The organism is Gymnodinialimonas mytili, assembly GCF_037544085.1.
GTDB lineage: Bacteria > Pseudomonadota > Alphaproteobacteria > Rhodobacterales > Rhodobacteraceae > Gymnodinialimonas > Gymnodinialimonas mytili.
Window position 1 is genome coordinate 193,168 of the sequence record NZ_JBBIFW010000007.1, and the last position, 12,254, is coordinate 205,421.

Sequence of the window (12,254 nt, forward strand, 5' to 3'; positions counted from 1 at the left end):
AGATCCTTTCTCTGGCTGCGTACGGACTGAAAACGCCAATTGCTCTGGTTCGTTCCTTCTTCTGGTCGAGAAAAGCAAATCATCTGCCGATAGGGTCGGCCTTCTTATACCCTTGGGCCGTAAGCTACGCGTCGGCCGTCTTGCCAAGGGTGTCAGCTTTCTGCGCACCCCTTTGACCCATAGGCTTGTCTGGTCCGACGGTGGTGTCTTTCCGTGTCTGAGCCTCAGTCTCGGCATTTAACTCGGCGCCCAACAGGATCACGAAAGCCGAGATCCACAACCACATCAACAAGATCACCACGCCGGCGAGGCCGCCGAAGCTTTCGTTGTAGCTGCTGAAATTCGCGACGTAGATCGAAAAACCAACAGAAGCGAGCAACCACAAGACGCATGCGGAAATCGCACCGATACTCAGCCAATTCCACTGGGCATTGGTTCGCGATGGCCCATAGCGGTAAATAATGGCAAGACCTGCAATGGTCATCAGGCCGAGGATGAGCCATCGCGCGAGGGACAGGAACGCCTCCAGCCAAGTCGGCAGTGGAAGCAAATCTAGAACAATCGGCAACGCCAAGGTTGCGGATAAACCAACTAGCAAGCCTAGAATTAGAAAAAGCGTCAAAGCAATGGTAGTAGCCTTGAGTTTGATAAAACCGCGCTTTTCCTTTTCATCATACGCCACGTTCAGCCCCTCAATCAGACTGCCCATGCCTTTTGAAGATGAATAGGCTGCAAGGATCAAACTTATAAAGAAGGCGACGCTCAAACCTCTTTCTGCCGAGCCGGTGACGGCAACAGCCTGATTTAGAAGAATTTCAGCAGCATCTTCTGGGATAAGCGCTGTAAATGCTTCAAGTTCCCGTGTCACCTGCGCGGGTTCGAACACCAAGCCCGATAATGCCATGAGCGCCGTGATCGCGGGAAAGATCGCGAGCAGAGCGTAAAACGCGACACCGGCGGCGATCAGGCCGATATGATCCTCGGCGAGCTCGGTCTTCAGGCGATAGGCAATGTCGATCCAGCCCTTTGATGGGATGTCAGTGGGGTGATCCGCCTCCCTGCCTCGTACCATCTGGTATTCCTTTTACTTGAAATCTGATGCCATCAACCTCCACGCCCTTGCCTGAGGTCGCTCTGACGACACAAGCGCTGGGGCTAAACGAACCTTTGACCTTCTTCACCATTCGGCACACGCCCTTCTGGCGTGAAGCGATCCACCATCTGCGGCAGGTCGGCGCTCAAGCGCGAAAGCAACTCTTGGCGGGACAATCCGGTTTGATGAGACAACCTGTCCAAGTCCTCGTCACCGATCGCGCGTGCCAGATCACGCTCCGCTACCGAGGCATTGTCACCCGCCGCCACCCAACTGTCTGCTGTGTCAGCACGCCCCACGCCGCGGAAACTATCCACCAATTCACGCAATCCAGAACTGAGAGCGCCGCCAGCACCCGTACCCGTGAATTGCCGCGAAACATCCGACAGAATAGAGGATAGGCCGCTTTGGCCTGTCCCACCAGACTGTCGAGTATCGGCGTTGTGCCGTGCATCCGAGAGCATTTGACTGATTTTGTCTCGGTTTTGATATCCGGCCACTGCCACCAAGCCGAGCAATGCCATGAGAGAGGGTCCGCGTCGCGCCATGAGTCTACTCCGTTTCAGTTTGATAGGTGATTACAACTATTGCGCCCGGCGGCGCAGAAAGCCCCATATCAGCAAGACAAGCACAGCCCCGAAAACCGAGCCGATCAGCCCAACGCCTTCGCTGCCTTGGAACAGACCCAGCGCATCGAAGATGAACTGAGCAACAAAGGCACCAGCGACCCCCAATAGCGTCGTCAGGACAAATCCAGATGGCTCATTGTCACCGGGGGTTATGAATTTAGCGATCACGCCCGCAATGAAACCGATAATGATGGTCCAGATAATCGACACCAGATTGTCCTTGCGTTCGGGTTTTGGTTGATCAGTTAACCGCATGGCAGGGTTTTGGTTCCGCAGACTGTCTCTTGAGGGCGCCGGCTTCGGATCGTGAATGGCCCTACTCGGTGATCGGGTATTCGTGGTAGTCTTCTGGTATGACCGATGCTTCTGACAGCTGCCTGGTGAGCCGCCTATCGCGTTTCGTGACGCTGACAGAGCATGAGCGTGACTTCATCGCGGAATTGGAGAAAGACGAGCGGCCCTACGTGAAGGGTCGCGCCGTTGTCTCAATAGGCGACCCGACAGACGGCATCATGGTGCTTAAAACCGGATGGGCTGTTGTGAAAGCCGATACCTCCGATGGGCGAAGTCAGATCTTGCGGGTCTATTTGCCGGGCGAAGTGATGGGCTTGGCCGAGATCGGATCGTCCCACGCCAACCACCGCATTGTCATGCAGACCGACGGTGTCATCTGCCCCTTCCCGAGAAAAGGTCTTGCGCCACTGATCACCGACTATCCCCGACTTGCCGCACTGCTGATGTCGGTCGGCAGCCTGGATCAGATTGCATTGCGTCATCATGCGAGCTGCCTTGGATCCATGGACGCAGCGGGCAAGCTGAAGTTCTTTCTACTGCAATTGCGATCACGGCTTGTTGTAGCAAATGTCGGTCTGGGCAACCGCTTCCAGGTGCCGTTTAGCCAGGTCGAGATCGGCCAAGCGGTTGGACTGACATCGATATACGTGAACAAATTGCTGCGATGCTTCGTCATGGCCGGGGAGATCGAGATTGATCGTCCCTATATGCGCCTGCTCGCCCGGGACAAATGGGAACGGGACGTCGAGTTCGTGGACGCTTTCGTGGACATGGATACCAGTTGGTTTCCATCAGCGATCGATCCCAGACAGGTTGATCGGCACAAAATAGCAGAGTCGACGGCAAGTTAGGCCATCGCGTCTTTGTTGATCCCCCCGGTCGCCAGATCCGTCATCGTCCTGTCGCCATTGTAGGACGCATCGAGGCAGGCCCGCAGGTCGGACACATCGTCCGGCAGATCCAGTCGGTACGCGAAGGCGGCAAGGCACCCATATCCCGCAATCGCATAATGCACGAGCCGCTGGTATTGCGTGATGATCATGGCGTCTTTTGTTGCGTCTTCACCAAACGTCGCATCAAGCGCGTGGGCTCTCGCTTCTGCGACCAGACCTTCCATGCCCTTACAATGCTCACCGGTCGGTTCCTCATCGTGCCGCTTGGCGATCGCTTCCAGCTTCTGCATACCATCTTCGATACCTGAAACGCCCGCTTTTAGCGCGTCTGACAGATCGCCGTCCGACGCTGCATCTGCCAAGTCCTGTGTGACTTTCAGCGCCTGAGCATTTGCGCTGTGGATGTCCTTGAGTTGGTCCAAATACAGGTCTTCCAATGTGTCGAGGCTCATCGCGGATCTCCTTTTGCTGCGCCCTAAGGCTATTGTGAACGGGCGGCCGGACGAGAACAGATTGATGTCGCGCCGGGCTTTTATCGACAAATGCTAAACCAGATTAGTACCAAGGCCCGGCATCGCCTCAGATCACTCGCTAGATTGCTCGGACCGGGGCGCAACCCGAAGCTCCGTCAGCAAAGGGATGCCTTATGAACAACGTTTTCTACCTCATCGGACTGATCGTCGTCGTTCTCGCCGTCATCGGTTTCCTGTTCTGATCTCGAATTGGAGACGTCTTATGTCTAATCCGAAGTCCCCTACATCTCCTGAGGCTCAACAGACCGCCGCCGATATCGGTAATCAGGTCAAACGAACAGCAGGCAAGGCCGCGCAGGCTGCAACCGACACCGCGAAATCCCAAGCGGAGGCCATAAAGTCATCCGTCGTTGATGAGATGTCCGGCGTCGCTTCCGCATTGCGCCATGCTGCTGACGACTTGCGCAATGGCTCGCCGCAAGAACGAACGTTCGGCCAGATTGCAGACGGGCTGGCCGACGCTTCCGAGGCATTGCGACACAAGGATCTCGGCGCGATGGTGCAGGACGTCAGCACCTTTGCCCGTCGAAACCCGATAGCTTTTCTGGGAGCGGCGGCGCTGATCGGATTTGCGGCGACCCGCTTTGTAAAAGCCAGCACTCAGCCGCAGTCGACGGGCGCAAGCCATCCACCGGATCAAACAGCCACCGCATATGGAGATGTGTCATGACAGATGAGATGAAAAACAAGAGTGCCGGTGACCTGCTTTCTGACGCGCTAGGCAATGTCAGCGCCTTGGTGCGCAGCGAGGTTGATCTGGCGCGCGCAGAGATCAGCGAGAACGTATCCAAGGCGGGTGTGGCTTTCGGGCTGATTGCCGGTGGCGCCATCGTCGTACTCGTGGCCCTAAATGTCCTGGCGGTCGCACTGACCGCCGCATTAACCGAGCTTGGCCTCGATGCAAGCTGGTCGGCTCTGATCGTCGGCATAGCACTTGCAGTTATCGCCTACGCGCTGATCGCCAAGGGCCTGAATGACCTCAAGTTGTTCAGCTTAGCACCTACACGGACAGCCAAAAACGTGCAGCGCGATGCAACAGCGGTGAAGGAGGCTTACGATGACCAGTGAAACACGCTCTCCCGGAGACATTGAACGCGAGATCGAAGCGCAGCGGTCCGATCTGACGTCGAATATCGAAGCGCTTCAGGAGAAATTCTCCGTCGAAACAATCGTCCGCGAGATCGGCAATCAGTTTCGCGAGCATGGCGGCGATATAGGCCGCTCGGTTTCTGCCCAGGCCAAGGCCAACCCAATCCCATTGGCCTTGACCGCGATTGGCTTGGCTTGGTTGATATTCGGTCCATCAAGATCACCCGCGGCGGCATCCTTTCCGAATGACCGGCGCGCGTCCTCGCGGCGCAGGCCCATTGATGCAACGACACCGCGAGATGACCGCGCAGGCTCCTTATTGCAGTGTCGATCAACCCGCTATGAGAACGAATTGTTCTGGTCGCAGGAAGATGATGACGCCACCGCAGGCGCCTTTGCTGATCAATCTACATCTTATGAGGGGTCTGTACGCGATGCCGAGGATGATGTGACCGGCTCTCCGACACGTGCAGCAGCATCGATGATCGACACCGCCAAGGATGCCAGAGAGCGGGTGTCGGATGGGGCGAAGTCGACAATTGCCGGTGCCAATCAATCGGCACGCGATACGCTGGCCGATGCGAGGCATAGGATTGCCCACGGCACGGAGACCCTGACGGAAGCAGGCCGCCAGCGCGTCATCGCCGCTCGTCAGAAAGCAGTGGATATGCGGCGCCAAGCTTTGCAATCACTGGACACCGGCTCCGATGCTGTTGCCGATTTCTATACCCGTCAGCCTTTGGTGGTTGGCGCGCTCGCCATAGCGGTCGGTGCCGCGATCGGCGGCGCCCTGCCCCGATCCAAGGCGGAAGACGATCTAATGGGTGGGCAGAGCGATGCCTTGTTCAAGGAGGCGGAACGTATCTTCGAAGAAGAGAAAGCCAAGGCTGTGACGGTCGCGAAGACGGTTGCCGAAGAGGCCAGTCGCATCGCCGATAAAACCAAAGAAGACCTCGACAGCAAGGCTCCGGGCGACAAAACTGCTACCGAGGCTTTGCAGGGCAAGGCCGAAGCGGCAGCCGATCGTCTGGCTGACACAGCGCAGGAAACGGCGAAGGACGAAAAACTCGGCAAACCAAACACGTGAACATTGGTGAGGGCCTATATCTGGACCCTCACCTCCCTTCGTGTTGTGGAAGGCTCGCCAATCGCGTTTCTATCTCGGTCGATGCGACCTCAATCAATGAGCCTTCGGAAGTGGTCTTGCGAAAGTGAATTACGTGTTCGACGCGGCGGGCCTGCACTGATTTACGCACCAATAACCCAAGCAGCTTGTTCCCATCATCCGCTCTCCCTAGACAGATGAGAATGTCACCGCCGTTTGGCGTTTCCTCATCCCAAACTGCAGGACCGCTCCTCCATGGCCAACACTCCCGATCCGCTGGATGCCTCTGACGAGGCACTCGCGACAGAGCGCACCCGCGAGCTTCTCGCGAGGCTGCAGATCCCGATCATCGGCATATTCTGTGTTCTGCTTTTGCAAGCTCTCGTCTGGGCCAGCGACTTTCTGATCCCATTGACGGCGGCTATTTTGGGATACTTCGTGCTCAACCGCCCGCGCCGCTGGTTGCAAAAGATGGGCATCCCAGCACTCCTGTCGGCGACGCTATTCACAGTTATTCTAACCGCTTTACTCATATTTTTGCTGGTGCAGTTAAGCGCCCCGGCAGCGCAGTTCATCGATGATCTTCCATCTTTAATGCAGCTGATCAACGAAAAGCTTCAGGCATCGGGCGGGACGTTGGAAGCGATCAACGATGCCACGGTGGCAGCAGAAGAAATAATCGAGGACCAAGATCAAGAAACTGTAGCGGTTGAAGTGGTCTCTGATACCGGGATCATAACGACGTTGTTCAGCATGGCGCCAGGGTTTCTCAGTCGCATTGTCTTTGCACTCCTACTGCTGTTTTTCCTCGTATCGTCAGGCGATCTGTTCCTGACAAAAACCATACAGAGTTTCGATCGGTTCGCTGACAAGCGACGCGCGGTTGAAGTGTTATATTCGATTGAGGACCGGCTTGGGTATTATCTCGGCGGTATCACTTTGATCAATGTCGGGCTCGGGATTGCCATTGGCGTTGCGATGTCCCTTTGGGGTGTGCCAGGGGCCATCGTGTTTGGGTTCATGGCGTTTTGCCTGAACTTTGTCCCGTTTTTGGGCGGTCTACTCGGTGCGAGCATCGCTGCCGCAGTGGCTTTTGTCAGCCTCGATGGCACTTGGGCCGCAGCCGGGGTCTTTATGACCTACGTCGCCCTGACCTCAATCGAAGGCCAATTTGTAACGCCGATGCTTATCTCTCGGCGCATGAAGTTGAACACAACGGTCGTGTTTTTGTCGGTCGCGTTTTTCGCCTGGATCTGGTCGATTATGGGCATGGTTGTCGCTCTGCCTATCCTGATCGTTGCCAAGATCGCTTGCGATGAAACACCATCTTTCAGAACACTCGGGCGCTTCCTGGGCGATCTTGACGATGACAACCGCCCGGAACCCAGCTGACATCGGCTATGGGTGCCGATGTCAGTGATTTCAGTTGAACTTCAGGCGCGGCCACGGATCAGACGCACCACGAAGATCAAAAGGCAGGCACCGGCAGCGCCTACGATCAACTGGCCAATCCAGCCTCCCAATGTTCCACCCACAAGCGCGAACAGGATCGCATTTAGGATCATCGCTCCGAGAATGCCCAATACGATATTCAGCAGAAGCCCCATCTCGGACTTCATAATTTTTTCGGCTATCCAACCGGCAAGTGCACCCACGATGAGGGCAGCGAGCCAACCTATTCCAGTCATCTTCTTCTCCATTCCTGCGCGATCTCTACAGTTCGAGCGCGTCGTCGCTCTGCTGCATCAGCGCTATGCTCGTATGAAAAAATCGGTTGCCGCCTGATAGAGCCGACAACCGATCTCAACAGCGTTCGACACGCCATCTATGATAGACAGCTTAGCCGTCGTAGGCAGGCTGCTGTTCCAGCGTTTCCTGTGTCGCGTCGATGTAGACGCGCACATCACCCTCGCTCTGAAGGATCGTCAGCTCATCAAGGGTTACGGCAACTTCGTGCTCGCCGATACCAAGGAAGCCGCCTACATCGATGATCAGCTGATCAATCGTTCCGTCGTCAGACAGAAGCAGTGATCCGACTTCCCCAACATCTTCGTCACCAGACCCGTAGACACGGGCACCGGTCAGCATTTCTGACGTCAGTTGCTCGACCTCAGCGGGTTCATAGCCGTCGCGCGTGACATCGGGCGCGGTTAGCATTGCGCGACCATCGGCATCCGCATCAAGCTCTGTCTCCGCCTCCATATCATCGATGCGAGCATTGTATTCCGGTGCCTCTTCAACCCCGGCAAGGCTTGCCTCGAGCACCAGGAAGAAATCGTCGCTGTCTTCTTCTGACAGGATTTGAAGTTGAGACATATCGATCGCAACCTCACGTTCACCTATCCCGAGAAAACCGCCGACATCCACAATGACGGAAGCCACTTCGCCAGACCGCGTCAGAACAATCTCGTGGATCTCGCCAATATCGTTCCAATCTCGCTCACCCTCGGGAGGCAGAGCTTCGTTGGCAATGTCGGCCTCCGACGCATAGACGCGCATTCCGATGATCTCGGAGGCGTTGAGGTTTTCGGCCGCGTCAAACGTCATGTCCATGAACGCGCCGTTGTGATCTTGCGCATAAACAGGCGTGGCCAGCGCCAGAGCTGTCGCTGCGCTCGCCAACAGGCGCATGCCCGTGGGCCAGCTTCGATAAAGATGCTCTCGTGTCATTTTCTCTTCCTTGTTTGAGCCGGGGATTGCGGAATTCCAGGTGCTGAAATCGCCACAAGCCACCCCTCAATGGTCCGTTAATATGCCGCTCAGGCAGCATGGACAGCGCCGCCCGAGCGGGTCATGTCGATCAGCAGTAGGCAGGGGCAGCTGAGCGACATTGTTGAAAAGGCTAGCAGTGGCGGAGACCGAAAAGGGGGCGAAGACATTAAACTAGGACAAGGTATTCGAAGTTTGTCGACGCAGCGTTTTGTCGATCTGCGGCGTTGGCAAGCCATTGGCGATAGAGTTGCTGGACCTTGGTATCGTGGCGACAAGGCACTTCGCGGGCGGGGTTCGGTTCGATTTGCTTAACACCGTTATTTGGGCGAACAACCTCAAGTCTTTTAGCCAATCCCAGAAGCCACCGAAACGAACTAAAGTTCGACTCGTGGCAAATGATAATCTAGGGGAAAGGTGCTGGTCCGACGTCTAGATCATACCTAACAGAGCAATGTCTAATCTTCCGGGCCACCGGCTATTTGGCTTGCTTAGTTTTATCGTCGCACACGGCATCCTTCCGCGCCCAAATCTCTCGCGCGGGCTTGCGAGTTGACTATTCCGATCTTCCCAGACCGATATGGAGCCCTCATTGCGCAAAGTGTTCCATAATAAGGTCGCCAAGCCTCTATCCTTTAGGAACGAGCGCTCATTGTCATATCTGCATCTGGAAAAGTCAGGCTAAATGAAGGTCGTTTCAATTTGCCTTACCTACCATCCGCCGCATCAGGCTCTGACGACCGGCGGCAGCACACATCGCACCTCCAGCCGATGCAAGGGTTGGGCAAGTTTACGCCGACGCTGTTTTGGGAATCCCAAAAGCGACTTGAGAGAATCTCAACCGCATTCTACGCCTAAAACCGACTTACAGGTTCAGCTTTTCGCCGATTGGGCTCCAATTCGAACTGGCTAAGCATCTGTAAAGTCAGCAAATATCGTAGAAAATCAAAACTCCTGATTAAGGGAATCCAAAATGAGCAGTACTCTCTCCAAGCGGACGTTTGGGGGCGCGAAGGCATTTGTTTTTGCCATGTCGAGCCTTGTTTTTTCGGCATCTGTCGCTTTTGCAGATCCTATCGATGTGTCCCAGGTCGTGGAAGCCGCTGGTGTCGATGTCGGGGCCTCGACTATCGTTGTCAGGCGCCTATCGGACGATCAGCTTTGGGTCAGCAATTCACAGCGGTCGACGGAGCGTTTTGCGCCTGCATCCTCGTCAAAAGTTCCGCACACTCTGATCGCGTTGGAAACTGGTGTGGCCGAGCCCAACACAGTGTTCGAATGGGACGGTGAGGATCGCGCCTTTGACAGCTGGAACCAAGACCATACGCTGACCTCGGCGTTTGGCGGTTCGGTTGTGTGGGTTTACCAAGAAATAGCGCGTCGCGTTGGCTTGGCTGGCATGACCGAGTGGCTGAACCGTTTTGAATATGGCAATGCCAATACCGGAACAGAGGACACGCTGACCACCTATTGGCTGGACGATACGCTGCAGATCTCCGCGGTGGAGCAGACGGCGTTCCTGGAGCGGTTAGCGCGGCGTGAGCTGCCGTTGTCAGAGGCGACTTATGCCGCCGCCGCCGCGATCATGCAGTCGGATGAAGGTGATGGCTGGACCATGTACAGCAAGACCGGCTGGCGCTTCAGCAGAACCGACATGGATGTCGGATGGTATGTCGGTTGGGTACGGTGCGCCGATGACGCATATGTCTTTGCGCTGAACATGGACATGCCAGACCAATCTTTTCTCCCGCTGCGGCAATCGACGTCGATGGCCGTTCTGGACGCCGTTGGCGCGTTCGATTGCCAATGATTGGTGACAACATGGCCCGGCGCGTTCTACGCGCCGGTGCATTGGCCGGTGTCGCGTTTGTGTGGCTTTCAGGCGCTGTGTGGGCGGATGAGGCGCGCCGTATCGCTTTCAGCTTCGATGATGCGCCACGGGCTGACGGGCCACTTCTGAGCGGTGCGGAACGGGCCGAAACACTTGTTTCCGGCATGGCGCGGGCAGGTATTGACGGGGCGGCGTTCTTTGTTTTGACGCAGTCGATTGATCAACAAAGGGACGGGGCCGCGCGGCTGCGGGCCTATGTGGAAGCAGGCCACGTGCTGGCGAACCACACACATACCCATCCCTGGCTACGAGACACTGATCCCGCCACCTATCTTGCGGACATCGACAGGGCGACGGAGATGCTCGACGGATTCGACAATGTCGTGCCCTATTTCCGTTATCCGTACCTGGATGAAGGAGACACGCGCGACAAGCGATTGGCCGTGGTCGCGGGGCTGGAGTCGCGGGGTTTGCAGAACGCCTATGTCACCGTCGACACTTATGACTGGTACATGCAGGCCCTTGTAAACGAGGCGGTGGAGGCCGGTCATCCGCTGGATATGGACCGACTCCGTGACGTCTATGTCGAGGTGCTGGTCGAGACGGTTGAGTTCTACGATGCGCTGGCAGTGGAAACTCTCGGGCGACATCCGGATCATGTGCTGCTCCTGCACGAAAACGATCTGGCGGCGTTGTTTGTCGAAGATCTGGCGCGGGTGCTGCGCGAGGACGGGTGGGACATTATCCCCGCCGCAGACGCCTACGCCGATCCTATTGCCGAGACCCGGCCCGACACGCAGTTCAACGGCCAGGGGCGCGTTGCGGCAATAGCCCATGCGGGCGGTGCTTCACCGAGAGAACTGGTGTCGCCCTGGGAAGACGAAGCCGCTCTGAGGGCCAGGTTTTTGGCGAATGGATTGCTGCCTGAGGAAGGATCTTCACAATGACGAGCAAGTATGGCGCACGCGCTTTGGTCGCCGCTCTTCTGGGCGCGATGGGCCACGCAGTTTGGGCGGAATAGGTGACGCTAACGACCGACCTTGCGTCGTTCGAAATAGATACCGACACGTTGGAGATGTCGGGCGCGCCACACTGGGCGGCAATGGCGCCGATTGCGCGCCCTGCTTGAGCTGGGAATACGCAAGGGTTGGCTGCGAGAGTAATTGAACGACTAGCAGACGTTCGCGCTCTGCGCCGTATTCTGTTCTTTGGGCTCACTGCAGACTTGCGGCAGTGCAGCAGCGCCGGGTTCTGGCTAAACGACCGGTCTGCGGACTGGAGCTGCCGTCCAGATTCAGTAGCTATCTACGACTTTGGTCGAGCGAAACCATCTCAGGAGTGCCGCGACCATCGTTCCACCAACGGTTCGGATTATCGTTCTTTGGTGTGTAGTTTGCGCGGCTCGCCCATTCCTCCCGGATGTGTATGATCGGTTCTTCGTACTGATGAGCGCGGAGAACCGCTTCCATAATCTTTTGGAGTAGCTGGACATCGCGCTCGAAAGACACCTTGAGCTCGACCGAAGGATAAACTTCGGTGCCATCGGCCTCGAAATCTTCGTTGTGAATCCGCGTAACCGTTTGTTCTCCCGGTCTTCCTGTTTCAGCTCCCTGAGCAGTTACCGTTGCATTTCGCTCGTAAGCGCCAACGGCCAGCGGATTTACCTTAAAAATGGCATCCAACAGCCGTTCGGCATCATCCGGTCGTGTGTTTATCTCCATTCGAAAGACAGGGATCAGTTTTCCGGATTGAGATTCATAATTCTCGATGCTGCTCATATTTGCTCTCCCGCACCAGCCAACTTGCAGAATAGCACACGTTGCCGCCAAGATATGTCAGCAGTGTTATTGATCACCTTTTTTGCATCGCAGCATCATGCACTTTGGGACCTAACCCGCCATCCGCCGCATTAGGCCCTAATGACCGGCGTCAGATGACCGGAGCCAGCCCTAAGCAGACGTCGGTTCAAAAGTGCGATGAGGCGGTTAAGCTGACGGATCTGCAATTCGCTGGGGCTGCGCCAATGGCAGCTTCCGCGCTCATTATATGATGTTGCTTATGCTGATCCTCGCTGCAAA

Annotated in this window: 14 protein-coding genes; 7 read left to right on the forward strand and 7 right to left on the reverse strand. The window is 56.3% G+C overall.

Annotated features, from left to right (window positions below; genetic code table 11):
* Window positions 1-124: 124 nt before the first annotated feature.
* The 3 genes from V8J82_RS22135 to V8J82_RS22145 form a co-directional block, all read right to left on the reverse strand.
* On the reverse strand, window positions 125-1,072 hold the full coding sequence (locus V8J82_RS22135; RefSeq protein ID WP_339978904.1) for a YihY/virulence factor BrkB family protein: 948 nt from the start codon (window positions 1,070-1,072) through the stop codon (window positions 125-127).
* A gap of 83 nt (window positions 1,073-1,155) precedes the next feature.
* Window positions 1,156-1,641 carry a YidB family protein gene (locus tag V8J82_RS22140; protein ID WP_339978906.1) on the reverse strand — a complete coding sequence of 162 codons (486 nt, stop codon included), beginning with the start codon at window positions 1,639-1,641 and terminating at the stop codon, window positions 1,156-1,158.
* A gap of 36 nt (window positions 1,642-1,677) precedes the next feature.
* Window positions 1,678-1,977, reverse strand: coding sequence for a GlsB/YeaQ/YmgE family stress response membrane protein (locus V8J82_RS22145; protein WP_339978908.1), 300 nt, complete (start codon window positions 1,975-1,977; stop codon window positions 1,678-1,680).
* Window positions 1,978-2,102: 125 nt separating this feature from the next.
* On the opposite strand from V8J82_RS22145, the gene V8J82_RS22150 reads away from it, so the two are divergent.
* Window positions 2,103-2,867, forward strand: coding sequence for a Crp/Fnr family transcriptional regulator (locus V8J82_RS22150; RefSeq protein ID WP_339978910.1), 765 nt, complete (start codon window positions 2,103-2,105; stop codon window positions 2,865-2,867).
* On the opposite strand, the gene V8J82_RS22155 is transcribed toward V8J82_RS22150, so the two are convergent.
* Window positions 2,864-3,361 (reverse strand): DUF892 family protein, encoded by a 498-nt coding sequence (locus tag V8J82_RS22155; RefSeq protein WP_339978913.1) that lies wholly within the window; start codon window positions 3,359-3,361, stop codon window positions 2,864-2,866. The two genes, V8J82_RS22150 and V8J82_RS22155, sit on opposite strands and share 4 nt — an antisense overlap.
* Window positions 3,362-3,644: 283 nt before the next feature.
* Here V8J82_RS22155 and V8J82_RS22160 point away from each other — a divergent pair, with 283 nt between their 5' ends.
* The 4 genes from V8J82_RS22160 (at window position 3,645) to V8J82_RS22175 (ending at window position 7,028) form a co-directional block, all read left to right on the forward strand.
* Entirely contained in the window at window positions 3,645-4,112 is a 468-nt protein-coding gene (locus V8J82_RS22160; RefSeq protein ID WP_339978915.1) for a hypothetical protein, read from the forward strand.
* Window positions 4,109-4,510, forward strand: coding sequence for a phage holin family protein (locus tag V8J82_RS22165; protein WP_339978918.1), 402 nt, complete (start codon window positions 4,109-4,111; stop codon window positions 4,508-4,510). Before V8J82_RS22160 ends, V8J82_RS22165 begins: the two co-directional genes overlap by 4 nt.
* Window positions 4,500-5,618 carry a DUF3618 domain-containing protein gene (locus V8J82_RS22170; RefSeq protein WP_339978920.1) on the forward strand — a complete coding sequence of 373 codons (1,119 nt, stop codon included), beginning with the start codon at window positions 4,500-4,502 and terminating at the stop codon, window positions 5,616-5,618. Before V8J82_RS22165 ends, V8J82_RS22170 begins: the two co-directional genes overlap by 11 nt.
* Before the next feature lie 273 nt (window positions 5,619-5,891).
* Window positions 5,892-7,028, forward strand: coding sequence for an AI-2E family transporter (locus V8J82_RS22175; protein ID WP_339978922.1), 1,137 nt, complete (start codon window positions 5,892-5,894; stop codon window positions 7,026-7,028).
* Between the two features lie 41 nt (window positions 7,029-7,069).
* On the opposite strand, the gene V8J82_RS22180 is transcribed toward V8J82_RS22175, so the two are convergent.
* Window positions 7,070-7,324 carry a GlsB/YeaQ/YmgE family stress response membrane protein gene (locus V8J82_RS22180; protein WP_339978924.1) on the reverse strand — a complete coding sequence of 85 codons (255 nt, stop codon included), beginning with the start codon at window positions 7,322-7,324 and terminating at the stop codon, window positions 7,070-7,072.
* Window positions 7,325-7,475: 151 nt separating this feature from the next.
* The gene (locus tag V8J82_RS22185; protein WP_339978926.1) at window positions 7,476-8,306 is read right to left on the reverse strand and encodes a PRC-barrel domain-containing protein; all 831 of its coding nucleotides are present in this window, start codon (window positions 8,304-8,306) and stop codon (window positions 7,476-7,478) included.
* A gap of 1,012 nt (window positions 8,307-9,318) precedes the next feature.
* Here V8J82_RS22185 and V8J82_RS22190 point away from each other — a divergent pair.
* Together V8J82_RS22190 and V8J82_RS22195 are read left to right on the forward strand one after the other, a co-directional pair.
* The gene (locus V8J82_RS22190) at window positions 9,319-10,155 is read left to right on the forward strand and encodes a penicillin-binding transpeptidase domain-containing protein (protein WP_339978928.1); all 837 of its coding nucleotides are present in this window, start codon (window positions 9,319-9,321) and stop codon (window positions 10,153-10,155) included.
* A gap of 11 nt (window positions 10,156-10,166) precedes the next feature.
* Window positions 10,167-11,123, forward strand: coding sequence for a polysaccharide deacetylase family protein (locus tag V8J82_RS22195; protein WP_339978931.1), 957 nt, complete (start codon window positions 10,167-10,169; stop codon window positions 11,121-11,123).
* A gap of 354 nt (window positions 11,124-11,477) precedes the next feature.
* On the opposite strand, the gene V8J82_RS22200 is transcribed toward V8J82_RS22195, so the two are convergent.
* Window positions 11,478-11,954 carry a hypothetical protein gene (locus V8J82_RS22200; protein WP_339978933.1) on the reverse strand — a complete coding sequence of 159 codons (477 nt, stop codon included), beginning with the start codon at window positions 11,952-11,954 and terminating at the stop codon, window positions 11,478-11,480.
* Window positions 11,955-12,254 lie beyond the last annotated feature (300 nt).